We start from the raw sequence: 25,451 nt of genomic DNA, 5'->3' as shown, positions 1-25,451 counted from the left end.
GATAAAATATGAAACTTTCGCTTGATGACGAAACCTACGCGATTCTACGCGAGGAGTCGGATCGCCTGAGGATGCCGGTTCCCAGAATGATCCGCATCATGTGCCAGGACATGGCGCAAAATCTTAAAAAAAGAGACGCCGCGAACGATGAACGCCTGATAACGGGCCAGCCACTACCCGAATCACTAACGAACCCACAGGGAATGAACAATGAGAGCAAAAAAAACTAAAGTGCCGCAGGCAACAGCTAAACGGACACCTCCGCCGGACGAACCATACACCAACATTGAAATGCGTCTGGTTTGCGCGAGCAAAATCAAAATTGTGAATGGTGAACATGCCGGAACGGTAATCAACTGGGATTCTGACATGCTCCGCCTCTACCTCTATATGTTCAATCAGGTAAAAGGTTTTGAGAGTCGCCACGGGGAGTTCTACCAATCCCAGGATAGGATCAAGCTGAGCGTAGGACTGGGGAAAACAAAACTTAACGAGTCGTTGGATGCGTTAAAAATGCTGGGATTGATCCGCAAAACAGGCATAAAAACAGTAAAAGGTGCGCCCCGAGGTCTGATTAAATATACAGCAGTGCGCCTTATGGAGGTGATTGGAAACCTGGAGATCATATTCGCAGAGGATGACGGCGAGCCTGTTTGGGATCACGAACGTGCCAGCGGGAACGCGGCCAAAAAATCCGAGGAGAAGCAGGAAAATGGTAATGGTCATGAAGAAGCCGAAACACCGCAGGCAGAACAGGCAGCAGCCACTGCTACATCATCTACTGATGCGCCAACAGGCGAATCCGCTGATCAGAGTCGTGACCTGGCCTCTGAGCCTGCCGCGTCTACTGTTGGACAGCGCGATAGCGTGGAATCTGACAATGACGGCAGCAGCGATGATCGCGCCGCTGGTAATCATGCAGTAAGCCAGAGAGCGCAGGAATATAAAGATGATGCGGTGTTTCCATCTGAGAAGCGAGAGCCAGAAGAAACCGCAGGCCGGGTTATAGCCCCGCTTGATGACCTTCGCTACTGGTCGTGTGTTGGCGATGATGGCAGGGACGACTACGGCGTAATGTGGGGTGAATCAGGCGCTGGCCTTGATAATCTGATTGGTGAACACCTCAAGATCAGAGAAGCAGAAGCTGAAAAAAACTTTTTAAATCGTAGAGGATAAATGATTGATAAACGTAAGGCGCAGCCCGCCACCCAGAATACAGACCTGACAGAACCAGCGTCACCAGGTGACGTTAACGAAGTTAACTCGCGCAAAGCGGGCTGCACTGAACCAGAACAAAAAACAGACCAATCAGCAAAGATCGATCTACCCGACCCAGATTTAACCCGCTTGTTTAAAAACCGCGCTCGCGACGGCGACATAATCAAAAAATGCAAAATCATGCTGGTCGCCGGAGTACCTCCGGGCAAAGTCGCGCTGCTGCTGCGTCTTCCGCTGGAACGTGTTATCGAATTGTACAATAGCTCTTATAACCCAAGATGCAGGCGCTTTGCGAACCCGAACAACGGGAGATTGATAATAACGATGTGGCACGAGGGCGCGATGCTCGCAGATATCTGTCAGGCGCTTGGCTTGCCCTTATTTACCGTGGTGATGTCCCTCCGGGGTGATGGGGTTACCAATGCCGCAATGGCTCCACGGATGCCAGAGTACGATGATCCGCTGTATGTTGAATATCGGCAGGTTGTGGCCCGAAAAGCTGCGAGCAAATCGCGGCCTATTCAAATAAACCCTGTTCGCCGCGTTAGAAAAAGCCAACAAACCACAACAGCGAGCCAGACCGCGACGGCTTGACCTTGAATCTCATAGACCTTTTACCATACCTGCCCGTTGCTGCTGGCGTATCGTTGCGCCCGTGACGGGCTGGTTATCCTATTAAGGAATAAAAACAAAAATGAAAAACTTACTCAAAACCGTTCGCGATTCCATAGCCGCAGCCATGAACGGGCGCACCATCGAACAGATGGAAACCGAACAGCGGCAGGACGCTGTAAAAAGCGCCGTTGATGACTATCTGATACGCCATCCAGACTGGAAACCAACAACAGCGCCCGCAGTTGCGCCAGTGACCGACAGCAAAATCAAAATGCGCCGCATTATGAAGACACTGGGTGCAGGGGCGGGAGGTTTTACTCCGCACGAAATAGATCCTGAAATGCTTCGCTTGGCGAGGGAGAAATGCCGCCAGGTTGTCGCCGCCGATCCGGCAGCGTACTCATACATTATCGAATCGGCACCTCTCCGTGACCATGAGATGGCTTGACCATGAAGGGAATTAACGTACTGACTAGTACGAAGTTCGTTCAATTCACAAATGAATCGTTAAGTCAACAGATTTGACGAAAATTATGATTGCACTTTCAATAATAACGTGTTAAAATTATATGCAAGGTGATTAATGTCTCGAAAGAGACTGCGTACTACTGCCAATTGTCGCATTTAATCTCCTCTCAGGCGCCTGGCCTTCGATATGCTTTGCACGAGCCTCATCGCTTCCCAGCGCCGCTTATTCATTCAGCCGGGCAACAACCCCGCTGAACACGAAATAATCCTGCCGTGGTATAGCCTGCTGCGATGGGGTTTGCCAGCGGTGTAACAGCCGTACTAAGCCCCGGCTCTCCTCCGGGCCATCTCGCCATGATGTGAACTGGCACGAGCGCACGGCGTAGGGATTCAGAGGTCTCCCGCCGTTGCCGCTCCCTTATTTCCAGCCCGCTTTAGCCGGGTTATCGGTTTTCGATAACGCCCGTAAAGGGCGCTGCACATTCCAATTCTCTCAGAAAAATAACAATGCTTCTGCTTTGTCCTCCGGGGCGGTATCTCCTACCGCCTGGTTTTTTTTGACACCTATACACCGTCAATTATGACGATATGGCCTACAGGCCGCTATAGCGGTGATGTTGCAACATCATCGTGAAACGACCGAACAACTAAACAACAACTTTAATGATTCTGGAGTGACAATTTTATGCTTATGTACGAAGAAGACTTATCCCCGCAGGATGTGATCGCGTATCGCGATGATCCAGTGTTTTCCCACAAAACAGTAACATTCGCCACCCTGGCTGTGGATACCGTCCCCGGCACACTACTGACCCCAGCGGGTGCAGCCTATGCGAGCGGGGTGAACGTCCTGATCGCACTGGATAGCCACAAGGCTGGCGCTAACGTCCCAGTAATTGTGGTGGATCGCGGCTGCATCCTGAAACGTAACGGCCTCCGTGCTGCTACTCCAGCGGCTCTGGCTGCTGCCATCACGGCTATTGAAACCGACGGTCTAAACCGCGTTTCTGTTTCTGAATAATAATAACGATAAGGAAATCATAACGATGACTATTTCTACTACAGGCTTTAAGGTCAATTACTTCTCCGGCGCGTACAAAGAACGCTTCGGGGATAACTTTCTGTTGCAGGCGCTCGATATCTTCAAAGATAAAACGTCTCCACTGCCAAAATGTGAGCTGGATGAACTCCACGAGAATATGCAATCCGTTGCTGCCAGCGTTAACCGCTACTCTACCGAAGTTGACGTGACCGAACGTCCACGTAGCAAAAACCGCCTGATCGAAATTCCCCATTTCGTAACTACGGGATCTGTTGGTGCTGCTGATTTTCAGGGTCGCCGCCGTACCGGGACTCAACGTCAAACAGACATTGGCGAATTAGTTTCAGATGAAGGCATTCGCCAGTATCTGAAATTCCGCCAGACAAAAGAGCAATATCTTGCTCGCGCCCTGTTCTCTGGTCAGGTGCTGGCACCGTACACCCAAGATCGACCTGTGCTTGATTTTGAAGATGAATTCGGTCAGACCGTCGCAACTGCCAGCGTGGACGCCACCAAAACAGGCAACGGCCCGTTAGAGGATCTGGATACCGCAGCAAACGCAATGCGCTTTGCGCTGGGCGGTTGGCTCAGTTCCATGCGTGGTGTGGTTGTTCTGTGCTCCCCGGAAGCGTACAAGGCGATTAAATTCCACCCGTCTATGCTGACTCTGATCAATCACGGCGTGTTGCCTGATAGCAATCTGTTTAACGCCAGCGTTAAAGCAAGTCTGCCAGCGTTTCAGGCGATGACCGTTGACGGCCTGACCTTCGTTAATACTGGTCTGCTGTACCGGGACTTCATCCCGGCTGGGACTGCGTTTATGGTTCCGGTATTCGGTGCTAACAATCTGGTTGGTAGCGATCTGCAACCGTTCGAATGCTATCACGGCCCAGCCTCACGAGACGCACGTTTAGCGGCTGACGGCGCGGAAAGTTTCTTCTTCCAGTACGGCTGGGAAGACCACTTACACAATCAGACCATCCAATCAGAATATGGATTGTTACCAATCTGTTACAACCAATCAATGATCACCCGGTTGACGGTTAACACCGCCGAAGCGTAATCAGGCGAGGTAAAGAAGTTGGGCGGCAATTGTCGCCCTCTTTTCATTTGGAGAGGTAAATATATGCAATTGAAGATTCTGGGTGTGGGCAACGTCCCGCTTCTGTCCGCACGTATCAAAACATTGGACGATGCAGGGTTGCTGAACGTTTCAGCGCTCGCCAGGCTGCTGGGGTGTGCTCGATCAACCTTCCTGAGCAAGGTTGCCTCTGTGGGGCTGGAAGCTGCAATTTTGCATTACACTGCGATCAAAAAGCAGCGGGATGTGCTCGCCACTCTGTCAGAGAAAGATGCAACAGCGTTTCTTACAGCCTGTGATGCCAATAACGCAAGTGGTAAGGTATTTTGATTAAAAATCAGTTACTTATTGGTTGGTGCTTATTGCTGGGATTTAAAACAATTCTTGACGGGTTGACGTAGATTGCGTAATCTGTGCTCATAAACAAATAAGTTGCAACTTACTCATATCCCAAAAGCAGGAGGTTAAAATGGCTATTACAAGTAGTATGTTCGGTCGCACCATCCTGACTGGTAAAGACGCTGAGCAAATGCTCAAACAAATGAGTCAATCTAAGCCAAACGAGAACGCTAAACGCTCGTTACAGAATGCTCGTGCGTTACGTCAGAAAATGTCTAAACGCGGCTAATCACAATTAGGGCAGGTTGTTGAGTAAAATGGATGAAGTGATACAACCTGACCTACAAATCCTACCTTTAAACCAATTCCATAATCCAAAACGATTTAGTAGCGGTGCCGAAGAGTTTCAGCCGCTTAAAACGTTCCTTCAACAAGATGCGCTGTTGTTCCAGGATGGGTGCATAGCCCAGACTTATGTTGTTGTTGATGACAACACGAGAGTAGATAAAAGTATCCCTCAAGATAGGTTTTCGTACAAAATTTTGGGATATATTACACTAACTTGTAGTCAGGTTAACTTAAAAGAGTACGATTTAGGCAACTGTGCCCGAGCAGAAAGGTACAAATTTCTACCCGCTGTAAAAATTGCACGTTTGGCTGTTGACTCAAAATTGAGAGCCAGTGGTATAGGTTCCATGCTATTTGGATATGCTCTATTAATGGCATTGGACGATATTAGGCCGATGGTTGGGTGTAGGTTTTTAATAACTGATGCAAAACGGGGCGCTATGGATTTTTACCATAAACAAGGGATGGAATTGCTTGATACCGAAGAAAATCAAGTAGCAGACCATCCCATCATGTTCATTGATCTCTTCACGTTACTTGAAAATTAACAATCTCGATATATTTTGATAGTTCCTTCATGCTGGCCCCCTGGCTGTAGGTACGGAATGCTTCGGTTTTCGCCTTCTGCTCTGTGTGGCCCGTAATGCTGCCGATCCTGGTCTCGCTAACCCCGGCGCGGTCTAAGCAGGTGATAAACATTCCCCGCAAGCTGTGGAAGCATTGGCGAGCTGTAGCAGTAGGCAAAACGCTATCACGCAAGCGCGTGAACTTCTGGCTATACCACGGGCCTTTTTTCCCGTCCTTCCTGATAATCCGGTTTGACGGCGGTAGTAGGTAGTCGCCATGGTTCTGGCTCAGGTATTTATCGACGATCCCAACAAGTAAGCTATGGATTGGAACATAGCGAATCCCCGCCTTTGTCTTCGACTTGCTGATGTAAAAGCAGCGGATACCCTCAATCACAACAATCTCATCCTTACGTAGGCTTGCCAGTTCATCGAGACGGCAGCCGGAATAAAGGCCCATCAAGATCAAATCCCGGATCACCTCATCCGCACCGTCAAGCAGCGCTTTTATCTGGGTTGGCTCGAATGGTTCGTAACTTTCAATTGTGCGCCGCGCTTCCAGATTATGATTGTGGAAGGGGTTGCCCTCGGGGATGGCGTCGTAAGTTCTTAACGCGAACTCGTAGAGACTGCCCAGGCAGGTTAGCCAGTTCTGTAAAGTCTGACCAGCAACCCGCTCTTGTTGTGTTCTGATGAACTGCGTCACCAAGCGCCGCCCGATCAGGTCGATCTTGATGTCTGTTTCCTGGATGGTGGCAAGAAAGACCTCCACGGCGCGGGCTGATTTGCTCAGAGTGGAGTAGGAACGACGTGATTTGTAGTTTTCGCTGTACTCATCGCGGATCTTGCAGAGGGTAGGTGACGTGGTTTTATCCTCGACTGACGGCCTGCGTCTGTCCTCGACCTCATTGTTAGTGCTCACCTCCTGATAGAGGGACGCAATAGCCCCTGAGATGCGTTTCTCCTCAGTATCCGGCTTTAATTGTTCCTTCAACTTATTGAATTCAATCAGAAGATGGTTTCTGAATTGCCGGGCTTTAATGATGTCTTTTGTACCTGTTGACTTACGCCAGGCGCGCTTATCTCCGAATACGTGGCGCATGTACTTAGGTACGAAGATCTGGAAAATCCACAGCCCGGTTTTGTTCTGAAAAAGGTATTGATTGTTGTTGATCGCCATGACATTGATCCTCTATAGTCACGCAATCAGGTACAGCGCCCTGTACAATATCGAGATGGAGTGAACGAGAGCTTCCCAAGCTCTATACGAGGGTTCGATTCCCTTCGCCCGCTCCAAACTCCAAACTCCAAACTCCAAACTCCAGTCTCCAGTCTCCAGTCTCCAGTCTCCAGTCTCCTGACGTCTTCTAAACTCACTTCTCCCTTGATAAATAAGCGGTTATAGCATGCTGTTAGTCTATTGAACTCCGACGGAGGACTCCACTTTGGTTGCGGGATCAGCGTTTTGCGCTGCTGGCGCTGGAGTAGTCGCGTTTAGTGATATTTTCGCATTTATCCTGTTTCCGCAGGATGAGTAATTTTACGCAACCGGCTCGCGCTGACGATGACCGATACCGCAGAGGCCGCGGCAGCGCTCCACAGCGCAACATGAATTGACCTTTCATCTGCTGCCAGCAGAACGGCTACGGCGGCGGCTCCCAGGCACTGCCCGAAAGTGCGCATAATGGATAAAACACCGGACGCATAACTCGCGTGCTCACGAATAACGTTTGAGAGCATTTCCCGGTTATTGGGACTCTGAAAGCAGCCAAACCCTATTCCGCACACCAGACTTCGCAGGCAGATATCCCACATTGAAGGGCCGGCGGGTAACGTCGCCAGCAGGATCAAACCGATGACAAAAATCACCAGCCCCAGGGTGGATATCGCCGGGGCTGATATCGTGTCCGCCCAACGGCCTGCATGCGGCGCAATCAGCACGATCCCTAACGGCCACGGCGTAAACAGCAGGGCAGACACTACCGGACTGTAGCCGTATTCGCTCTGAAACAGGAAGGGTAGCGCAATAAAGGTGATCCCCTGGCTGACAAAAGCAACCATCGACGTGAAGGCCGCGAGGGTAAAACGTTCATTTTTAAACATGGTCGGCGGCAGTAAGGGATGATCCGTGCGGCGGATTTGCCAGATAAAAGCCATGCCGCTCAGCGCAGCGAGAGCCATCCAGCAAAGGCTGCCGAATTGAGAAGTAGCGTTCTGTAGGCTGTTCGCCGCCATGATCGTCGAACCCAACAGCAGCGCCGACAATATGGCGCCCAGGGTGTCGAAGGGCGCCTGCATACGGATCGCATCCCGCGGCAGCGCTCTGACCGCCAGCAGTAAGGCGAGGGTGCCGGGAAGAACGTTTATCGCAAACAGCCATTGCCAGCTCAGGGTGTGAAGGATCGTACCGCCCAATACCGGGCCGATAGCGGAGCTGGAGGCAATGAGCAGGGCATGGAATCCCAGAATGCGGCCAAGTAATCGTCCGGGAAATACGGACCTGAGTATTGCGGGGGCAATACTCAGCGTCGCCGCGCCGCCGATCCCCTGAAGCACGCGCATACCGATAAGCACTTCGGGCTTATTCGCCAGCGCGCAACCCAGTGATGTCAGGGTAAAGGTCGTCAGGCCCGCCAGAAATACGGGGCGATAACCCAGACGGGCCGCAAGCGCCGCGAATATCGCCAGCGTCATCGCAGCCGCCAGCAGATACCCGTTGGCGAACCAGACGGCAATACTGGCAGGTACCTGCATCTCCTGAGCCATTGAGGGCAGGGCAATGTTGATCATGGTGCCATCAAACACGCCCATTAAGGTGGTGGTCATTATTGCGGCCATCACCCGTGCGCGCGCCGGGCCAGGCAGTCCTTCGTCGCCGGGTTGGCTGGAAAAGAGCGTCATCATTTGTCCTCTGAGAAGAGTGTATGGATGACAAAACTATAAAGATGGCTTTTACTGGGCGGAAGGCGCACTACTTTCACTTTATTGTTGCATCAAACGCCTTATCTTAATGTGCTGGGAGGAAGGGTAATGTCTGATCCCGATTTTAATTTGCTGGTAGCACTCGACATATTGCTGAGTGAAGCGAGTGTCGCAGGTGCGGCACGTCGTCTGAACCTCAGCACCTCGGCCATGAGCCGGACATTAAGCAGGTTACGCGATGTCACAGGAGACCCGATCCTGGTGCGCGCCGGGCGTAACATGGTACTGACCCCGTGGGCCGAAGCGACCCGGGATCGCGCCAGGCGTGCAGTGCACGAGGCCAGGGCAGTATTGCAGCCCTCAACGGAAACGTTCTGCGCGAGAAGTCTGGCGCGTCTTTTTACCATCAGGGCAAACGATGGCTTTGTGGTGGCGTTTGGGCCTGCGCTCATAGCAGCGGTTGCCGACGCCGCGCCGGATGTCTGTATACGCTTCGCGCCTAAGCCGGAAAAAACGTCGCGCTATCTTCGGGAAGGGCTGGTTGATCTGGAGATTGGCGTTCAGAGTAATATGGGGCCAGAAATACGGCTGCAACGACTGTTTGAGGATCGGTTTGTTGGCGTCGTGCGTAAAGGGCACCCGCTGGCTAAGCAGGCAGAAATAGGCGTGGGTGATTATGTCGCCTGGGGCCATGTGGTAGCGTCACCCGATGGCGCGTTGCACGGATCCGTCGACGATGCGCTGGCCGAACTGGGGACAAAACGTAAAATTGCGAGCGTCGTACCGGGATTTCCGACAGCCCTGTCCGTGGCGCTGGAATCGGATCTTATCGCCATGATACCCGCACTCTATTTACTCAATCAGCAGGTAACGGACCAGGTACATGTTTTCGAGCTGCCGTTCAAAAGCCGTCGTATTACGGTATCGCAGATGTGGCACCCAAGAATGGAACGCGACCCCGGTCACCGCTGGCTGAGAGAGCAAATTCTTGCGATATGCGGTGTGGGGAGGTCAGTCATGACTAAGGAGCCTGTATAGCGATTGCTATAACATCAATTTATATTAAATCAATAATTCAAATTATTGATATTTAATATAAAAATAAAGCGAAGTAGCGGTGTAGTAGCTAAATTGAGATGTCCATCTCTGACCAAATAGACATGTCCGCGCTACCGTCTCGCCACAGCGATCGCTGCTTTCAAAGGATGAGACTCATGACGGCATACGGAACGGAAATTTTCTCAATGAGCGATGTGAACAGACTCACTATCGAAGTCTCCATACTTCGATAGACCGTTTATGTTCTTTCCGCGAGACCTAATCGAAAGCCCTCCTGGTACCTTTAAATTAACAGTTAACGATAAATAAAGGACAGCTTCCCTGTCCTTTATTCTTTTTTATTCAGTTTTGCTTTCGCGCGATCGCAATACCTCGCCGACCACCGGGGCGGCGGTAAACGCATTTGGCCATCCCGCGTAGAACGCCGCCTGGGCGACTACTTCTCCGGCCTCTTCAGCCGAAAGCCCATTATCCATGGCTCTGTTCAGGTGGTAGCCAATCTGCGCGCTCTGTCCGGCGGCGATTAACGCGCTGACCGTCACCAGACTTCTGTCGCGGGGCGTAAGCGCGGGCCGTTGCCAGAGGTCGAGAAACAGCGGGTCGGCGGTAAATTTAACCAGGCCAGGCGAAATGGGGCCGACATTTTTTTCCACGGTCTCTGCACGCTGTTTCTCTACCTGTTCATTGAGTGGCAGCAGCGTTGGCGAGGCGGCGGGCAGGGCCTCTGCCGTGATGCCGCGGGCTGCAAAGATCGCTTTGGTCACGCTGACGGCTGACATTGCATTGGGCCAACCTGAGTAGAACGCCAGATGGGTAATGATCTCTGATACTTCCGCTGGCGTCACGCCGCTATCGAGAGCGACTTCAATATAGTGCTTCAGCTCGCCTGGCTGGTTGCGGGCAATCAGCATGGCCACAGTCATGATGCTGCGGTCCCTGGACGAGAGGGCTTCGCGTGTCCACAGATCTTCAGTAATTGCTTCTCGACCAAAGCGCGCCAGCGCCGGGGAGACCGCTTGAATATCAGCGTCCACAAGGGTGGAGGGGGTAATTTTCATCATAGCTTCATCTCTTTGTTCGTTGGCATAAGCAAAATCAGACAGCACAAGCGACAAGGCTGCCGCGGCAATCACGTTTTTCATGTTTTATTCTCCCTGCTGAACAGGACAGAGGGTTACCGCGTCCACACCTGAGGATGGTCTTTGGCTTGCGGCGTGTTTTGCGCCATCACGCCTGTGAGAACGTGCGGCTGGTAGGCCTCTTCCAGATAGCGGATCTCCTCAGAACTGAGCCGCAGGTTCACGGCGCTGACCGCACCGTCAACATGGTGCTTTTGCGTGGCGCCGACCACCGGGGCGGTGACTTTAGTCAGCAGCCAGGCCAGCGAGATTTCGGTCATGGAGACCTGATGCCGTTCGGCAAGTTCGGCGACGCGGGCAATAATGATCCGGTCCTGTTCTGCCGTGCCGTCGTATTTGCCCCGGGCATAATCATCTTCCACCGCTCGCCGCGTGTAGCCTTCTAAACGCGAGAGACGGCCGCTGGCCAGCGCGCTATAGGGGGTCATGGCGATATTATCTTCTGCGCACAGCCCGAAGAGTTCTCGTTCGTCTTCACGCATAATCAGGTTGTAATGGCTTTGCATGGAGACAAAGGGCGTCAGCCCTTCGCGTTCAGCAAGGGCGTTCGCCTTCGCCAGCTGCCAGGCATAGCAATTGGAAATGCCAATCGCGCGCACCTTGCCGGCGGTCACGGCGGTGTGCAGCGCCTCCAGCACGTCGATAACCGGGGTGTTGTGATCCCAGATGTGGTAGATGTAGAGGTCGATGTAGTCCATCCCGAGGTTTCGCAGACTCTGGTCAAGCGAGCGGGCTATCGCCTCTTTTCCGCTGATCCCCTCGGCTATCTGGGCAGCGGTTCGTGGCAGAAACTTGGTGGCCAGCACCACCTCCTCGCGTTTTGCCATCTCCCGCAGCGCCCGGCCAACGTACCGCTCACTGGAGCCGTTCTGATAGGCGATGGCGGTATCGTAAAAATTGATGCCCTTTTCGAGGCCGTAGCGAATGATGTCCCGGCTTGCTGTTTCGTCCAGCGTCCAGCGATGCTGGCCCGTCAACGGATCGCCAAACCCCATACATCCCATGCAGATGCGGGAGACCAGTAAGTCACTTTTACCGAGTCGGGTATACTGCATCGTTATTTTCTCCCTTTGGATTATTCCACCAGAGTTTTCAGCTGCGCGATCAGTCTGGCCGCGTGCTCCCGGGCACGCGCTTTTTGCTGGGCGATTTTATCGGCATCCCGGTCGGCGTAGCTGATGCCGCAGGTATAAACCGGCGCCAGCAGCTCAAGATTGCACAGCCTGGCCGTGGTCTCGAAGGGGAGGAGATACTCTTCAATGGCGTGGCCAAAGAAACCGTCAGTGGTGTAGAGCGTCTGCGGTGCCCCGGTAGTGAAAGAAAGAAGGAGCTTTTTACCGCCCAGTTTCGCCGTTGAGCCATGCGCGAAGCCGTGAACAAAGACCTCGTCCAGCCATTGTTTCATTAACCCGGGCAGCCCATACCAGGAAAAAGGGAACTGCCAGACAATCACATCCGCCTTCAGCAGGCTTTCCTGCTCTGCGCTGATGTTGAATTTGCCGTCCGGATAGAGCCAGTCCAGACGACGAATCTCAGCATCGGGCAGGTCGGTCGCCACCTCGTCGAGGATGGTGGCGTTGGCGATGGAAAGATTGAGATCCGGATGCCCGGAAACGACAAGGATACGAGGCCTTTCCATCGTTACTCCTGATGTTTAAATTCGGCTGAGAAGAGGTTTTCCCAGCTAATAAACGAGCCGAGTGGAATACACTCGAAGGTTAATAAACCCGCTTTTGCCAGCGGAAATTCGGCCATGACGTTATTCGCCTCTTCCACGGTGTCGCATTCGAGGAAAATAGCGACGCCGGGTCGGTCCTGACGGAAATAGATGTCGCGGATAAAGCCAGACTTATACAGTCCCCAGGCATGCAGGGCTTCCGCGGTAAGATGCGGCGCATAGTGTTCCAGCGTCGCGTCGGGCGCGGGAATATCCAGACATAAAATTCGCATAGTTGTCTCCGGAAAGTCGTTATCAGCGGGAAGAGACAAAAGTATACGAGCCCCTGATGGCGAAGATTAGGCGGTCATTGACTTAAGAATATTTAGCCTGTACTTAATAATCAGGCGAGGTTGGCTTAAGGAGATGCTATGAATAACGCGCTTTATAATCAGATACGCATTTTTCAGAGCATTGCGCGCGAAGGCACTATCTCGGCCGCCGCAAGGAAATTAGAAATCACGCCGCCGTCGGTCAGCAACGCGCTCAAGCTGCTGGAGGAGCACATTGGTCATCCGCTTTTTGTGCGCACTACCCGGCGAATCGAGCTGACGGAAACCGGGCAACAGCTGCTGGAGCAGACTGCGGCGGCGGTGGAGGTTCTGGAAACATCGCTGGAGAGCCTCCGCGACCAGAATCAGGAACCCTCCGGAGCAGTGAGAATAACCCTCTCGCGCTTTGCCTACCTGCTTATTTTGAAACCGGCGATGGCGGCATTTTGTCAGCAATATCCGGGGATCCAGCTGGAAATATCGGTCTATGACGGTACCGTCAATATCATTGAAGAACGATTCGACCTGGGGATCCGCTTTGGCGATATTCTCGAAGGCGGAGTGGTCGCCCGCCCGTTAATGAAGCCGTTTCGGGAAGGGTTATATGCCTCATCAGCCTATCTGGCCGAATATGGCGTGCCTGCGGTGCCCGCCGATCTCAACCATCACCGGCTGATTGGCTATCGCTTTATTACCAACAACCGCATCCTGCCGCTGATCCTCAATGACCACGGCGAGCAGCTCACCGTCGAGATGCCGGGGCAGTTAATCAGCAATGATATTGACGTCATGGCCGACGGTATCCGCCATGGACTGGGGATTGGCCGCTTGTTTGAACCCATCTGGCGGCTACAGCCCGATCGTGAACAGTTTCTACCGGTGATGGAGGACTACTGGAAAACCTATCCGCCGGTTTATCTCTATTACCCGAAAAACGCGGGCAGAACGAAAAGGGTGAAAGCCCTGATTGATTTTCTGATAGCGCATACCGCGGAATAGAGGCTATTTTGCGTGCGAAATGTCTGAAGGCACCGGCCCTGTCTTTCTCTCAGCCTTAACCCTATACTCCCTGCGGATAACGCGTTTTTATCGCGGTGCATTTTGCCGTGCAACGGCTCATCCCATCGTCAACGCGATGGACGGGGAATATCAATAAGGGAGAGGCAGCAATGGGCAGACGCTTCATGGTCTGTATGTTCGCGCTGGTGGCGTTTTCGGCCAGTGCAGCGCAGGGCGTTCACGGTGGCCATAACGGGCAGTCGGTAATAGCTGGCGCCGACGGCGGCAACGGTTCGAACGGCGGCGATAGCGATAATTCCTCGGGTCGGGCAGGGTGCCCGGGCGGCACCGATCCCGATAAGCACGGCCATTTTTACCTGCCCGGCACCCGCGAACCCTGTAATCCCGGGCCCCAGGATGCAGAGAAAGTCGGGTCTTCCCGCTAGCGTTCAGCTCAGATCGTGCAGCGCTTTGTCTGATGGCGGGGAAAGCTGAATATCCTGAAACTCAACCGCCAGTCCCCCGCGCTCCGGTGAGCAGCACATGACGCCCGCTTTCACCGGGCCTGGCGGAAAGTAGCCGAGCCGCAGCAGCGGCCAGCGCTCGCCGTCGGTCGAATACTGCAGCCTTAACGCATCGCCCTTGCGGGTCAGCCGCAGCCAGAAGGTGCGCGGGTCGCCGGGAAAAAGCCCGGTGGCCCAGTCGGAGTGGGTTAGCGTCAGTACGCTGCCGATGGCCGGGGCATCGTCATTGAATTCAATCCCCGCCTTCAGCCAGGTCTGCTCGTCCGCCATCATCATTAGTCCAGCCTGGTCGTAAAGCGTGGTGAAATCGGCACATATTTTTGCCTGCAGGGTAAAATCACCTTCCACCTCAGTAGCATAAAGATGCCCAGAGAAACGCTCGAAGCCATACCAGGTATGGCGCCAGAAGTCGGTATGCTTATCGGTGACCACCGTCAGGCCGTCAGTATCGCGGCGCCACTCGGCAGGTTCATTGATCCAGTGAAAGGACGGCTGCATTTTTCCTCCGGGATACGCTTATAACAGCGACTGCAGTACGGGTGACGCCATGCTGGCCTCAAAGGGAATAATCTCGGTACGGGCGAGACCCAACTGCTGGAAGGGATCCTGACTCAGACGCGATTCCAGCATTTCCTGGCTGGCGCATTTCGCCAGAATCACCCCGCCGGTGCGGGGAAGGCGGCGGCCGGAGGCGAGAAAGAGGCCGTCAGCATAGCCTTTTTTGAGCCATTCGACGTGGGCGGGAATGGCGTCGTCCACCTCTTCGAGCGGTTTTATATACGTTAAAACAACCACATAAATCGTACTCATCCTGAAACCCTGTCAATCCGATGGGATCGCCAGCCTGACACATTTCGATGAGGGATAAAAGAAAGCGCGGCATTTTTCCGTGCTATTGCGCAAGGGAGGGCGTGTAGCCACTCAACGGGGGCTTATCGCAGGCGTGAAATAACACATATGTTTTTACGAATGTATATTGATCTTTATTGGTGGTTCCGTATGCTGTCCGTCACGCTTGAGGAGAAATCATGTCTTTATTGCCCCTGCAACTGTTCAAAAACCTCGCCGATGAAACCCGGCTGGGGATCGTATTGCTGCTCAAGGCGCGTGGAGAGCTGTGTGTTTGCGATCTCTGTACGGCGCTCGCCCAGTCCCAGCCCAAGATCTCCCGCCATCTGGCGATGCTGCGGGAAAGCGGGCTGCTGCTGGATCGTAAACAGGGTAAATGGGTCCATTACCGCCTCTCTCCGCAGATGCCGGCCTGGGCGGCGCAGGTGATTGAGCAGGCCTGGCTCAGTCAGCAGGACGATGTGCGGATGATGGTTTGCAGACTGGCTGACGGGGCGGGTTGTCAGTAAAAATTTTATCTAAACATATCTGTTTTTTCGAATGTGATTGACGGGGGTAATCATGTTGCTGGCAGGCGCGATTTTTGTCCTGACCCTGGTGCTGGTGATCTGGCAGCCGCGGGGTTTAGGGATCGGCTGGAGCGCGGCCTTTGGCGCGGCGCTGGCGCTGGCCACCGGTGGAGTACAACTAGCCGATATCCCGGTGGTGTGGCATATCGTCTGGAATGCGACCGCCACCTTTATCGCCGTTATCATTATCAGCCTGCTGCTTGATGAGTCTGGCTTTTTTGAATGGGCCGCTCTGCACGTTTCCCGCTGGGGAAGAGGGCGGGGTCGTCTGCTATTTACCTGGATTATCCTGCTCGGCGCCGCGGTGGCGGCGCTGTTTGCCAACGACGGCGCGGCGCTGATCCTCACCCCCATCGTGATTGCCATGCTGCGAGCGCTGGGATTCAGCAAGGGAACGATGCTGGCCTTTGTCATGGCCGCCGGATTTATTGCCGATACCGCCAGCCTGCCGCTGGTGGTGTCGAATCTGGTGAATATCGTTTCGGCAGATTTCTTTGCCATCGGCTTCAGGGAGTACGCTTCGGTGATGGTGCCGGTCGATCTCGCGGCGATCCTCACCACCCTGGCGATGCTGCATCTGTTCTTTCGCCGGGATATCCCGCCGGCCTGGGATATGGCGTTACTGAAAGCGCCGGTCACGGCGATAAAAGATCCGGCGACGTTCCGCACCGGCTGGGGCGTGCTGCTGCTGTTGCTGGTCGGCTTTTTCGTTCTTGACCCGCAGGGGATCCCGGTCAGCGCCATCGCGGCGCCGGGAGCGGGGATCCTGTTTGCTGTCGCGAAGCGCGGGCGGGTGATTAACACCGGCAAGGTGCTGCGCGGCGCCCCGTGGCAGATCGTGATCTTCTCGCTGGGAATGTATCTGGTGGTGTATGGCCTGCGAAACGCCGGGTTAACGGATTATCTGACCACGGTGCTGAACATGCTGGCGGAGCGCGGGCTCTGGGCCGCGACGCTGGGCACCGGTATCCTGTCGGCCTTCCTCTCTTCAATAATGAATAATATGCCCAGCGTACTGGTCGGCGCCCTGTCGATTGATGGCAGCGCGGCAACAGGGACGATCAAAGAGGCCATGATTTATGCCAACGTCATCGGCTGCGATCTGGGGCCCAAGATCACGCCAATTGGTAGCCTGGCCACGCTGCTCTGGCTGCATGTGCTGGCGCAGAAGCACATCACCATCGGTTGGGGGTATTATTTCCGCTGCGGCATTACCATGACCCTGCCGGTGCTGCTTGTGACGCTGGCCGCGCTGGCGCTGCGTCTCTCCTTCAACCAGCCATGAGAACGTACTATGAGCATCACCATTTACCATAACCCTGACTGCGGCACCTCGCGTAATACCCTGGCGCTGATCCGCAACAGCGGCGCTGAGCCCACCATTATCTATTATCTGGAGACGCCGCCATCGCGCGATGAGCTGCGCCAGCTGATCGCCGCGATGGCGATCCCGGTACGTGCCCTGCTACGGAAAAACGTTGAACCCTACGACGCGCTGGGGCTGGCGGAAGACCGGTTTACTGACGATCAGTTAATCGACTTTATGCTTCAGCATCCGATCCTGATTAACCGTCCGATCGTGACAACGCCGCGGGGCACCCGACTCTGCCGCCCGTCAGAGGTGGTGCTGGAGATCCTGACGGCGTCGCAAAAAGGCGCGTTCGTGAAGGAAGACGGTGAGCCAGTCATTGATGCCGCAGGGCAGCGTGTGAAATAACTCGCGAAAGGCGCCGGCTTTGACTCCCGGCTGCCTCACTTCCCCTCCCGTCATCCTCCGCGACAAACACCATGGGCCAGGATAGTCCCTGATAGAGAAATATTGCCACTTAGCGTGGTTTCTACATCATTCCACCTGTTTTCCTTACTTTTTCTGTCGTTATCCTGGCAGCCGAACTGAGCCGCTATAGATCGTCGCCTTAGCGTTAACTTTCTGTTTTTTAATACAAATAATCGGATTTCCTGCACTAATATAAAGTCAATGCTGTTTATCTTTTTATGAACGTTAAATCTGTAAAACTAGATGTTTGTCGACTTTTCATCTAAAAAGGGAAGGTAAGGGGCTGGACAAAACCATTGTGTGGTTATCAAATAGTTAAAAATGCTCGCGTTTGATGTTAATGCAAAAAAATTATAAATCGTCAGCCCGCTTTATACGGTTAACTTGCGCTGCGGCGCACCTTACCTGGAGAATTTATGCATTCCTCTGTTAATAAAAACGAAAGCCGTACCTTTTTCGGCCATCCTTATCCGCTGGGCTCCCTGTTCTTCACCGAAATGTGGGAGCGCTTCTCGTTTTACGGCATCCGTCCCTTACTGATCCTGTTTATGGCGGCGACGGTGTACGACGGCGGGATGGGACTGGCGCGGGAGAACGCCTCGGCGATTGTCGGGATTTTTGCTGGCAGTATGTATCTGGCCGCGCTGCCGGGCGGCTGGCTGGCGGATAACTGGCTTGGCCAGCAGCGGGCCGTCTGGTACGGCTCTATTCTGATCGCCCTGGGGCACCTGTCGATCGCCCTGTCGGCATGGCTGGGCAACGACCTGTTCTTTATCGGTCTGATGTTTATCGTCCTCGGTTCCGGGTTGTTTAAAACCTGTATCTCAGTGATGGTCGGCACCCTGTATAAAAAAGGCGACGCGCGCCGCGACGGCGGTTTTTCGCTGTTCTACATGGGGATCAACATCGGCTCGTTTATCGCGCCCTTGATCTCCGGCTGGTTGATTAAATCCCATGGCTGGCACTGGGGCTTCGGCATCGGGGGGATCGGGATGCTGGTAGCGCTGGTCATTTTCCGCGTCTTTGCCGTGCCGTCGATGAAGCGCTATGACGCGGAGGTCGGCCTCGATTCCACCTGGAACAGCCCGGTGGCGAAAAAGAATGGCGTCGGAGCGTGGCTGCTGGCCCTGGCCCTGGGGGTGGCAGTGCTGATCACGCTGATTAGCCTGGGCACGATCGTGATTAACCCGGTGGCGGTGGCCAGCGTGCTGGTCTATGTGATTGCCGCCTCCGTGGCGCTCTATTTCATCTGGCTGTTCGTCTTCGCGGGGCTGAACCGTAAAGAGCGGGCGCGCCTGCTGGTGTGCTTTATTTTGCTGGTCTCGGCGGCCTTTTTCTGGTCCGCGTTTGAACAGAAACCGACCTCCTTTAACCTGTTTGCTAACGACTACACCAACCGGATGATCGGCGACTTTGAGATCCCCGCGGTCTGGTTCCAGTCGATTAACGCCTTGTTTATCATTCTGCTCGCGCCGGTATTCAGCTGGGCGTGGCCTGCGCTGGCGCGTAAAAACGTGCGTCCGGGCAGTATGACCAAATTCGTGATTGGCATCCTGTGCGCAGCGGCGGGCTTTGGCCTGATGATGCTGGCGGCGCAGAACGTCCTGAGCAACGGCGGGGCCGGTGTGTCGCCGCTGTGGCTGGTGGGCAGCATCCTGATGCTGACCCTCGGTGAGCTTTGCCTGAGTCCGATTGGTCTGGCGACCATGACTTTGCTGGCGCCGGAGAGAATGCGCGGCCAGATGATGGGCCTGTGGTTCTGCGCCAGCGCGCTGGGTAACCTGGCGGCGGGCCTGATTGGCGGTCACGTGAAGGCCGATCAGCTGTCGCTGCTGCCGGACCTCTTCGCCCGCTGCTCCATCGCATTGCTGATCTGCGCCGCCGTACTGGCCGTGCTGATTGTCCCGGTCCGTCGGATGCTGGAGAACAGTCGGTCCAGCGCCGGGCAAACATCCGTCAGCAACGCCTGACGCGATCCTCAGGCCGGCCCTACGGGGCCGGCTTATTTTTGTACGAAACCCGCCTCAGCAGAACAAAATCCCTTTTTCAGAATGCGCGATGTCCCATAACGTGAGCGTGTTCTTTGAAATCACGTCACTTTCCGGTCCATAGTGTAGTCAGGTTTACTATGTGGTTAATATAAGGACACACCTATGCCAGCAGTCATTGATAAAGCATTGGATTTCATCGGTGGTATGAATACGTCTGAGCCAGTACCACAGTCTATGGATGAAAGTACCGCGAAGGGAATTCTCAAATATTTGAAAGAGCTGGGCGTGCCCGCTACCCCGGCCGACGTCGCTGAACGCGGGCAGCAGCAGGGCTGGAGCGCCGGGTTTACCGACAAAGTGGCGGATTGGGCTGAACGGATCGCCGCCGGCGAGCGGATGGTCATCAAGCATCCGGAATTCTTTTCCACCTATATGCAGGAGGAGCTGCGCGCCCTGGTGTAATCGCCGCGCAGCCACCCCGCCTCTTCTGTTAAATGCCTTCCCCATCCGGGAAGGCATTTTTGTTACTGCCCGCGATAGCCGCCGCCCAGGGCTTTGATCAGGGTAATGTCGGTGCTTAGCCGCTGGGCCTCAATGTCCAGCAGCAACAGCTGCTGGGCGAGGACCGCCCGCCGGGCCTCTTCGGCGGCGTAGCGGCTGAGCAGGCCGCGCTGATAATGGGCGCGAGCGCTGTCGGTAGTGGTCTGCGCCGCGGTGACCTTTAGCTGCTGCAGCGCGCGCTGTTGGTTCAGATCGTTAAGCTGGCTGGAGCTGATGGCGACATCGCGCACCGCGTCCAGCACCGCCTGGTTGTACTGTTTGATCAGGATGTTGCTGGCGGTGCGCACCGACTGCAGATTAGCGTTCAGACGACCGCCGTCGAAGATTGGCAGATACAGCCCGGGCAGCAGGTTGATCTGCTGGAAAGAGGACTTAAACAGATCCCCGACGCTCAGGGCGTTATATCCCCAGAACGCTTTGATATCAAAATGAGGATAGAAGGCCGCTTTCGCCGCATCGACCTGGCTCAGGGAGGCAGTCACGTAGCCGCGCAGCGCCTGCAGGTCCGGACGGCGGGCCAGCAGCTCGAAAGAGAGCGACGATGGCAGCGTCTCCTGGAGCGCCGGCAGCGCCACCGGATGGATGGCCGGCATGCTTTGCGCATCGGCGCCGATCAGCGCCCGCAGGGTTTCACGATACTGGGTCAGCATCCCCTCGGCGCTAATGATCTGCTGGTGGGCGGCGAGCTGCTCAGCCCGGGCATTGGCCACATCCACACTGTCTTCCACGCCGCGTTGGGTCCGGTGCTCATGGGCCGCTACCGAGAATTGGGCAATACCCTCCAGCTCCTGCAGCAGCGCGATTTTCTGGAACGTCGCCTGCATGGCGAAATAGAGCTGCGCCACGCTGCTGGCGATGTCGAGCTCAATGCCGGCGGTCTCCGCCAGCCGGGCATTTTTCTCGCCAATGGCGGCGGCGACCCGGGCGCGATCGGCTCCCCAGAGATCGATATTCAGCTGCGCCCCGACGCCAACGGTATTCAGCGTATACCAGGGACCGTTCTTATCCACCGGCAGGGAGTACGAGTAGGGCCAGCTAAAGGATTTGTCGGTGATCCGCAGGCGGTTTTGCGCCGCGACGGCGGTGGCCTGCAGGCCCATCGCCGAGCGGGCGAGCTCCACCGTGGACTGCGACTGGGAGATACGCAGTCGGGCGGCCTGCATGGTCGGCGAGTTCTGCAGCGCCCGGTTGATCAACATGTTGAGCTGAGGATCATCATAGGCCTCCCACCAGCGGGCTGCCGGCCAGTCGCTGTTCGCCAGGTGGATCACCTGCGCCAGCTGGGCCTGCTGCGGATTGACGATGGCGACCTGGGAAGGCTCATCCTGGATCAGCGCGCAGCCGCTGAGCAGCGTCAGCGTCAGGGTAAAGAGAGTGACCCGCAATCGCGCGGGGAAAGGAAGCATCATCATGACGTTTTAGCCTGTTGCTCAGTCGCTATCGGTGTCGGGCCCCAGTCGGGCAGGGCGGCCAGCGCGGTAGCCAGCGCCGGGCCAAAGGGGTTGCGGAGATCGGCGGCCAGCGTCCCGTCAGGCGCTGCCGCCTCCTGTTCGATACGTTCGGCGTAGCGCCGCAGCTGTTCGGCGCAGCGGGCCAGCGTCGGGTCTCCCGGCGCGGCGTTGAGCCGGTAGCCTTCGCTGAGGCGGGCGATCTCCTCGGCCTGGGCGAGGGTGGCGCGCATCGGCCAGCCTTTCGCCTGGGGCCAGGGATGGGCCCAGGTGCCCAGCGGTTCAGCGCGAACCCGATGGAGCAGCGCTTCGCTGTCGGTGAAGGCGACAAACAGGGGAGCCAGCGGCACCGCCTCCTTCGGAGCGGCGAGACAGTCCGCCAGCCGGCGATAAAGCGCCGCAAGACGGGATTTCAGCTGTGGTGCTTCGCTGTCCGGCCAGAGATACAAATGGACAATGGAGGAGACCAGCACCCCGAGCAGGATGCCGAGCACCCGATCCCGCAGCTCGGTGAGGTTCGTCAGCGGGCCAAACCAGCTGAGGAAGGCCAGCGCAAAGGTGAAACCAATCTGGATCCCGGCGTAGGCGATACGCTCCGAGCCGGCGGCAATCCACGCCGCCAGCGCCAGCACCGGCAGAGACATCGCCAGCAGGCCCGACAGCGAATCGGTCCAGGGCTGAACAAAGACGATTAACAGCAGCGCCAGCAGGGTGGCGAGCAGCGCCCCGCCGATACGCAGCCATGTCTTTTGCATCGTGGCGCCCAGCCCGGGCTGGGCGACAATGACGCAGCTCAGCATAATGGTGTGCAGCCCTTGCCAGTCGGCAGCGGTATAGAAGACATAGCAGATTAGCGTCGCCAGCAGGGTCTTGAGCGCAAAATGGAGATAAGCCGGGTTGCGCCAGGCGTCCGGCGCCAGCAGGGGCGCCTTCTCCACCTCACCCTGCGGCAGGGCGACGGGCTCACCCTGCGCCAGCTGCTGCAGGAGGGTAGCCATCTCCTGCAGAACCGCGTGATTAATGCCACGACCGCTGAGCGCCAGGGGAGGAATGGCGCCGTCAAACTGTTCCTCGCTGAGGGCACTCTTCAGCTTCAGTACCGCCTGCGACAGCTGCTGGCGATCTTCGCTATCTGCCTCGTCTGCTTGCAGCAGCGCCGCCAGCTGATAGCAGTGCAGGGTGGCGGCCAGCCGCGAGCGCCAGGCCTGCGGTTCGGCGGCTATCTCCGGCGTGGCCCGGCTGGCCTGGGCGAACAGCGACTGCAGCTGGTTGAACTGCGCGGCGGTCTCGCCGAAGGTCGGTGGCGCTTCATCGCCAGGAGCCGTCAGCCGCCGGGCGACCTCGTGCAGCATCCCCGCCAGGCGCGCCTTAAACTGGTTGCCGGGAAAGGCCTGCTGAAAACAGGCGTTGACCAGCAAAGTGACGAGGATCGCGGTGTTAATCGCCACCCACAGCCAGAGCAGCAGCCGCACCAGGATCTCGCTCTGACTGGTCATTGACGGGAAGGTCTGAGCATAAATCACCGCCAGCGCCACCACGAAAAAAGCCAGTCCCAGCTTACCCAGCACCCGCATCAGGTAGATGGCGCAGAAAAAGAGCGCCACGGAGGCCGCCAGGCGGATCAGCGGGTAGTCATAGGTCCACTTGATGATCAGCAGCACGCCGCCGAGCGCCACGGTGACGGTAACAAAAAAGACCACGCTGACCAGCTTGATCATCAACACGTTAGGCTGACTGACGTAGAACACGACGATCAGCGCAACGGCCAGGAAGGGGATCTGCAGGGTCATAAACAGGGTGATGAGCACCGCGCAGCTCAGCGTCAGGCGCAGCGTGTAGCTGGCGCGTCCCGGTGCGTCGCGCAGCTCCTGGCGTAAAAAATGGGCGAGAGGAAACATCGCGTCCCCCGGCTACGGCTGCAGCACGGCGCTGGCCGAGGCGCCCATGCGGAACAGCGCCGGATCGGGATCGCTGACGGCGATTTTCACCGGGAAGCGCTGCGAGACGTGAACCCAGTTAATGCTTTTTTGGATCAGCGGCAGCCCTTCGATGACGCTCCCGCCTTCGGGCAGGACCCCGGAGCCGACCGAATCGACTACCCCGTTAAAGGTCCGGTTGTGGTTGGTCATCACGGTGATCCGCGCCGCCACGCCGGGGCGCACGTTGTTCAGATCGGTCTCGCGGAAGTTAGCGATCACATACCAGCGGTCGTCATCCAGCAGGGTAAAGACCGGCTTCAGCGCCGAGGCGTACTGGCCGACGGTGGTTTTCAGCGCCACCACCACGCCGTTGAAGGGCGCACGCACTTCGGTAAATTCCAGATGCAGTTCGGCGAGGGCGATTTGCGCCAGGATCCCGGCGCGTTGCGCCACCATGGCATCCACGCCGGTCACGGCCGCCGAGGCCTGTCTGGCCTGCTGCAGCGTGGCCTCCAGCTCCGCCCGCGCCGCTTTCTCAGCGGTGCGCGCCTGATCGAGATCTTCCTGGGAGGCAAACCCCTGCGGCACCAGCGGCTCAAGGCGGGTGCGCGTGGAGGTGGTCTGCTTGACCAGCGCTCTGGCGCGCTCGACGGCGGCCGCCACCGACTGGGCGTTATACTCCTGCGCTTTGATGGTGCGCTGGGTCAGCATGATCTGCGCGTCGAGGGTCGTCAGCCGCGCTTTCGCGTCATCGAGCATCGCCTGATAGGGGCGGGGGTCGATGCGGAACAGCAGATCGCCTTTTTTCACCCGCTGGTTATCGCGAATGGGCATCTCCACGATGCGTCCGCTGACCTCGGGCACCACATCGATGGTATCGGCATAGACATAGGCGTCATTGGTCTCCGGCGAGGTTTGCAACTGCCAGATAACCAGGATCAGCGCCAGGATAGCGGCAAGGACCAGCGCCAGCAGAGGCCACTTTTTGCGTAACAGGGGAGTGCGGGAAGTTGTCATAAGCGATCAGTGAACAAAAAACAGAAACCACAGCAGCGTGGCGAACAGGAACATCAGCGCGACATAGCTGAAGACCAGAGGAGAAAAGCGCGGCTGCCAGCCTTTACGGGTAATCAGGATATGGCAGGGGATCAGTAAAAACGCACCGCCCAATAAGCAGAAAAACCAGCCGGGGAACGCGGCGCCCAATACCGGGATCGCGGGCGAAAGTGAGCAGCCAGAAAGCGGCAAGACGAGCAGTAACCGCGCCGGGCGGGCGATGGTGGCAATATGATTCAATAGAGCATCCCTGAGTGATCATACCAGTGTGTGATGAGTGTAATCGCCTCGTTGCGGGAATGAAAGTCAACGGATCGCCGACTGCGGGATCCTTACCCGATGGGAAAGCATGATGTGAGGCGCCAATTCCCACGCTTACGCGTAGTCAGCTGCGACGTGTAGGACTATGCTTAGCCTGAAACATAAAAAAAGAACGAGGCAATGTCATGGATAAGGAATTACTGGAAGCGGGCTACCGGGCCTACACCGGAGAGAAAATCGACGTCTACTTTAATACGGCGATCTGTCAGCATTCGGGGAACTGCGTGCGCGGCAGCGCGAAGCTTTTTAACCTGAAGCGTAAACCGTGGATTATCCCGGATGAAGTGGATGTGGCGACGGTGGTAAAAGTGATCGATACCTGCCCGAGCGGCGCCCTGCACTATCGTCATAAATAAGCGAGGAGAAGATGGAAATACTGGAAGGGCACAACAAGTTTTATGTTAACGACGCGCAGGGAAACCAGGTGGCGGAAATTGTTTTTGTTCCCACCGGCGACCACCTCAGCATTATCGAACATACCGATGTTGATCCCAGCCTGAAAGGCCAGGGCGTGGGGAAACAGCTGGTGGCGAGGGTGGTGGAAAAAATGCGCCAGGAGCAGCGGAAGATCATCCCTCTCTGCCCGTTTGCCAAACATGAATTCGATAACACCCGCGAATACGACGATATTCGCGCCTGACGTACCGGCAC

At 55.9% G+C, this 25,451-nt stretch carries 31 protein-coding genes; 19 read left to right on the top strand and 12 right to left on the bottom strand.

All coding sequences use genetic code 11. From position 1 onward, the window contains the following. Positions 1-8 precede the first annotated feature (8 nt). The 9 genes from A1WC_RS04590 (at position 9) to A1WC_RS04620 (ending at position 5,659) form a co-directional block, all read left to right on the top strand. Positions 9-230 (top strand): hypothetical protein, encoded by a 222-nt coding sequence (locus A1WC_RS04590; protein ID WP_016161805.1) that lies wholly within the window; start codon positions 9-11, stop codon positions 228-230. Further along, positions 211-1,176, top strand: a complete 966-nt coding sequence (locus tag A1WC_RS04595; RefSeq protein ID WP_016161804.1) for a DUF6945 domain-containing protein — start codon at positions 211-213, stop codon at positions 1,174-1,176. The genes A1WC_RS04590 and A1WC_RS04595 overlap by 20 nt, the downstream gene beginning before the upstream one ends. Further along, a complete protein-coding gene (locus A1WC_RS04600) occupies positions 1,177-1,812 on the top strand; it encodes a hypothetical protein (RefSeq protein ID WP_016161803.1) in 636 nt (211 codons plus the stop codon). It begins immediately after the preceding gene. Between the two features lie 100 nt (positions 1,813-1,912). Continuing rightward, positions 1,913-2,281 carry a hypothetical protein gene (locus tag A1WC_RS0125365; protein ID WP_032691246.1) on the top strand — a complete coding sequence of 123 codons (369 nt, stop codon included), beginning with the start codon at positions 1,913-1,915 and terminating at the stop codon, positions 2,279-2,281. A 705-nt stretch (positions 2,282-2,986) separates the two neighbouring features. Further along, positions 2,987-3,322 carry a hypothetical protein gene (locus A1WC_RS04605; protein ID WP_016161802.1) on the top strand — a complete coding sequence of 112 codons (336 nt, stop codon included), beginning with the start codon at positions 2,987-2,989 and terminating at the stop codon, positions 3,320-3,322. A gap of 25 nt (positions 3,323-3,347) precedes the next feature. Beyond that, positions 3,348-4,406, top strand: coding sequence for a major capsid protein (locus A1WC_RS04610; RefSeq protein WP_016161801.1), 1,059 nt, complete (start codon positions 3,348-3,350; stop codon positions 4,404-4,406). A gap of 63 nt (positions 4,407-4,469) precedes the next feature. After that, positions 4,470-4,754: a hypothetical protein gene (locus tag A1WC_RS04615; protein ID WP_016161800.1), complete on the top strand. Its 285-nt coding sequence runs from the start codon at positions 4,470-4,472 to the stop codon at positions 4,752-4,754. 139 nt (positions 4,755-4,893) lie between these two features. Beyond that, positions 4,894-5,052 carry a hypothetical protein gene (locus A1WC_RS28070; RefSeq protein WP_016161799.1) on the top strand — a complete coding sequence of 53 codons (159 nt, stop codon included), beginning with the start codon at positions 4,894-4,896 and terminating at the stop codon, positions 5,050-5,052. Between the two features lie 28 nt (positions 5,053-5,080). Continuing rightward, on the top strand, positions 5,081-5,659 hold the full coding sequence (locus tag A1WC_RS04620) for a GNAT family N-acetyltransferase (protein WP_016161798.1): 579 nt from the start codon (positions 5,081-5,083) through the stop codon (positions 5,657-5,659). Here A1WC_RS04620 and A1WC_RS04625 read toward each other — a convergent pair. Both A1WC_RS04625 and A1WC_RS04630 read right to left on the bottom strand, forming a co-directional pair. Continuing rightward, positions 5,640-6,857, bottom strand: a complete 1,218-nt coding sequence (locus A1WC_RS04625) for a site-specific integrase (protein ID WP_016161797.1) — start codon at positions 6,855-6,857, stop codon at positions 5,640-5,642. The two genes, A1WC_RS04620 and A1WC_RS04625, sit on opposite strands and share 20 nt — an antisense overlap. Positions 6,858-7,189: 332 nt before the next feature. After that, positions 7,190-8,578: an MFS transporter gene (locus A1WC_RS04630; RefSeq protein ID WP_016161796.1), complete on the bottom strand. Its 1,389-nt coding sequence runs from the start codon at positions 8,576-8,578 to the stop codon at positions 7,190-7,192. A 129-nt stretch (positions 8,579-8,707) separates the two neighbouring features. On the opposite strand from A1WC_RS04630, the gene A1WC_RS04635 reads away from it, so the two are divergent. Next, on the top strand, positions 8,708-9,637 hold the full coding sequence (locus A1WC_RS04635) for a LysR family transcriptional regulator (RefSeq protein WP_008806405.1): 930 nt from the start codon (positions 8,708-8,710) through the stop codon (positions 9,635-9,637). Positions 9,638-9,996: 359 nt separating this feature from the next. Here A1WC_RS04635 and A1WC_RS04640 read toward each other — a convergent pair whose 3' ends face one another. From A1WC_RS04640 to A1WC_RS04655, 4 genes are read right to left on the bottom strand one after another with little or no spacing between them, the layout of a single operon-like run. Beyond that, entirely contained in the window at positions 9,997-10,800 is an 804-nt protein-coding gene (locus tag A1WC_RS04640; RefSeq protein WP_016161795.1) for a carboxymuconolactone decarboxylase family protein, read from the bottom strand. Between the two features lie 32 nt (positions 10,801-10,832). Continuing rightward, positions 10,833-11,852 (bottom strand): aldo/keto reductase, encoded by a 1,020-nt coding sequence (locus A1WC_RS04645; protein WP_008806403.1) that lies wholly within the window; start codon positions 11,850-11,852, stop codon positions 10,833-10,835. A gap of 20 nt (positions 11,853-11,872) precedes the next feature. Then, positions 11,873-12,436 (bottom strand): NAD(P)H-dependent oxidoreductase, encoded by a 564-nt coding sequence (locus A1WC_RS04650; protein WP_016161794.1) that lies wholly within the window; start codon positions 12,434-12,436, stop codon positions 11,873-11,875. A gap of 2 nt (positions 12,437-12,438) precedes the next feature. Continuing rightward, positions 12,439-12,747, bottom strand: a complete 309-nt coding sequence (locus tag A1WC_RS04655; RefSeq protein ID WP_016161793.1) for a hypothetical protein — start codon at positions 12,745-12,747, stop codon at positions 12,439-12,441. Between the two features lie 138 nt (positions 12,748-12,885). Between A1WC_RS04655 and A1WC_RS04660 the strand changes: the two genes are divergently transcribed. Together A1WC_RS04660 and A1WC_RS04665 are read left to right on the top strand one after the other, a co-directional pair. Next, positions 12,886-13,785: a LysR family transcriptional regulator gene (locus A1WC_RS04660; RefSeq protein WP_012540606.1), complete on the top strand. Its 900-nt coding sequence runs from the start codon at positions 12,886-12,888 to the stop codon at positions 13,783-13,785. Positions 13,786-13,955: 170 nt separating this feature from the next. After that, a complete protein-coding gene (locus A1WC_RS04665; protein ID WP_008806400.1) occupies positions 13,956-14,231 on the top strand; it encodes a hypothetical protein in 276 nt (91 codons plus the stop codon). A 3-nt stretch (positions 14,232-14,234) separates the two neighbouring features. On the opposite strand, the gene A1WC_RS04670 is transcribed toward A1WC_RS04665, so the two are convergent. Both A1WC_RS04670 and A1WC_RS04675 read right to left on the bottom strand, forming a co-directional pair. Then, on the bottom strand, positions 14,235-14,807 hold the full coding sequence (locus tag A1WC_RS04670; RefSeq protein WP_012540607.1) for a DUF1349 domain-containing protein: 573 nt from the start codon (positions 14,805-14,807) through the stop codon (positions 14,235-14,237). Between the two features lie 18 nt (positions 14,808-14,825). Beyond that, the gene (locus A1WC_RS04675; protein ID WP_012967252.1) at positions 14,826-15,119 is read right to left on the bottom strand and encodes a YciI family protein; all 294 of its coding nucleotides are present in this window, start codon (positions 15,117-15,119) and stop codon (positions 14,826-14,828) included. Between the two features lie 218 nt (positions 15,120-15,337). On the opposite strand from A1WC_RS04675, the gene A1WC_RS04680 reads away from it, so the two are divergent. From A1WC_RS04680 to A1WC_RS04700, 5 genes are all read left to right on the top strand, one after another. Next, on the top strand, positions 15,338-15,667 hold the full coding sequence (locus tag A1WC_RS04680) for a metalloregulator ArsR/SmtB family transcription factor (RefSeq protein ID WP_008806397.1): 330 nt from the start codon (positions 15,338-15,340) through the stop codon (positions 15,665-15,667). Positions 15,668-15,719: 52 nt separating this feature from the next. Beyond that, entirely contained in the window at positions 15,720-17,012 is a 1,293-nt protein-coding gene (locus A1WC_RS04685; RefSeq protein WP_016161792.1) for an arsenic transporter, read from the top strand. A 9-nt stretch (positions 17,013-17,021) separates the two neighbouring features. Further along, entirely contained in the window at positions 17,022-17,444 is a 423-nt protein-coding gene (arsC, locus tag A1WC_RS04690; RefSeq protein ID WP_008806395.1) for a glutaredoxin-dependent arsenate reductase, read from the top strand. 476 nt (positions 17,445-17,920) lie between these two features. Continuing rightward, a complete protein-coding gene (locus A1WC_RS04695) occupies positions 17,921-19,474 on the top strand; it encodes a peptide MFS transporter (RefSeq protein WP_016161791.1) in 1,554 nt (517 codons plus the stop codon). Positions 19,475-19,657: 183 nt separating this feature from the next. After that, positions 19,658-19,957, top strand: a complete 300-nt coding sequence (locus A1WC_RS04700) for a DUF1889 family protein (protein WP_008806393.1) — start codon at positions 19,658-19,660, stop codon at positions 19,955-19,957. A gap of 62 nt (positions 19,958-20,019) precedes the next feature. Here the strand turns inward: A1WC_RS04700 and A1WC_RS04705 are convergent, their stop codons facing one another. Genes A1WC_RS04705 through A1WC_RS04720 form a run of 4 tightly spaced genes read right to left on the bottom strand, consistent with a single transcriptional unit; the run spans position 20,020 to position 24,719 of the window. Continuing rightward, on the bottom strand, positions 20,020-21,468 hold the full coding sequence (locus A1WC_RS04705; RefSeq protein ID WP_016161790.1) for an MdtP family multidrug efflux transporter outer membrane subunit: 1,449 nt from the start codon (positions 21,466-21,468) through the stop codon (positions 20,020-20,022). Continuing rightward, positions 21,465-23,402: a multidrug efflux transporter permease subunit MdtO gene (mdtO, locus tag A1WC_RS04710; protein WP_016161789.1), complete on the bottom strand. Its 1,938-nt coding sequence runs from the start codon at positions 23,400-23,402 to the stop codon at positions 21,465-21,467. The genes A1WC_RS04705 and mdtO overlap by 4 nt, the downstream gene beginning before the upstream one ends. Positions 23,403-23,414: 12 nt before the next feature. Next, positions 23,415-24,440, bottom strand: coding sequence for a multidrug transporter subunit MdtN (gene mdtN, locus A1WC_RS04715; RefSeq protein ID WP_016161788.1), 1,026 nt, complete (start codon positions 24,438-24,440; stop codon positions 23,415-23,417). A gap of 6 nt (positions 24,441-24,446) precedes the next feature. After that, a complete protein-coding gene (locus A1WC_RS04720) occupies positions 24,447-24,719 on the bottom strand; it encodes a YtcA family lipoprotein (RefSeq protein ID WP_008806389.1) in 273 nt (90 codons plus the stop codon). A gap of 206 nt (positions 24,720-24,925) precedes the next feature. On the opposite strand from A1WC_RS04720, the gene yjdI reads away from it, so the two are divergent. Together yjdI and A1WC_RS04730 are read left to right on the top strand one after the other, a co-directional pair. After that, positions 24,926-25,156, top strand: coding sequence for a 4Fe-4S mono-cluster protein YjdI (gene yjdI, locus A1WC_RS04725; protein ID WP_012540613.1), 231 nt, complete (start codon positions 24,926-24,928; stop codon positions 25,154-25,156). A gap of 11 nt (positions 25,157-25,167) precedes the next feature. After that, on the top strand, positions 25,168-25,440 hold the full coding sequence (locus A1WC_RS04730; protein WP_016161787.1) for a GNAT family N-acetyltransferase: 273 nt from the start codon (positions 25,168-25,170) through the stop codon (positions 25,438-25,440). The last annotated feature ends 11 nt before the right edge of the window (positions 25,441-25,451 follow it).

Source organism: Klebsiella sp. KTE92 (assembly GCF_000398905.1).
Lineage (GTDB): Bacteria > Pseudomonadota > Gammaproteobacteria > Enterobacterales > Enterobacteriaceae > Klebsiella > Klebsiella variicola.
The sequence above is the reverse complement of the archived record's forward strand: the minus strand, read 5'-3'. Positions and strand labels throughout refer to the sequence as shown.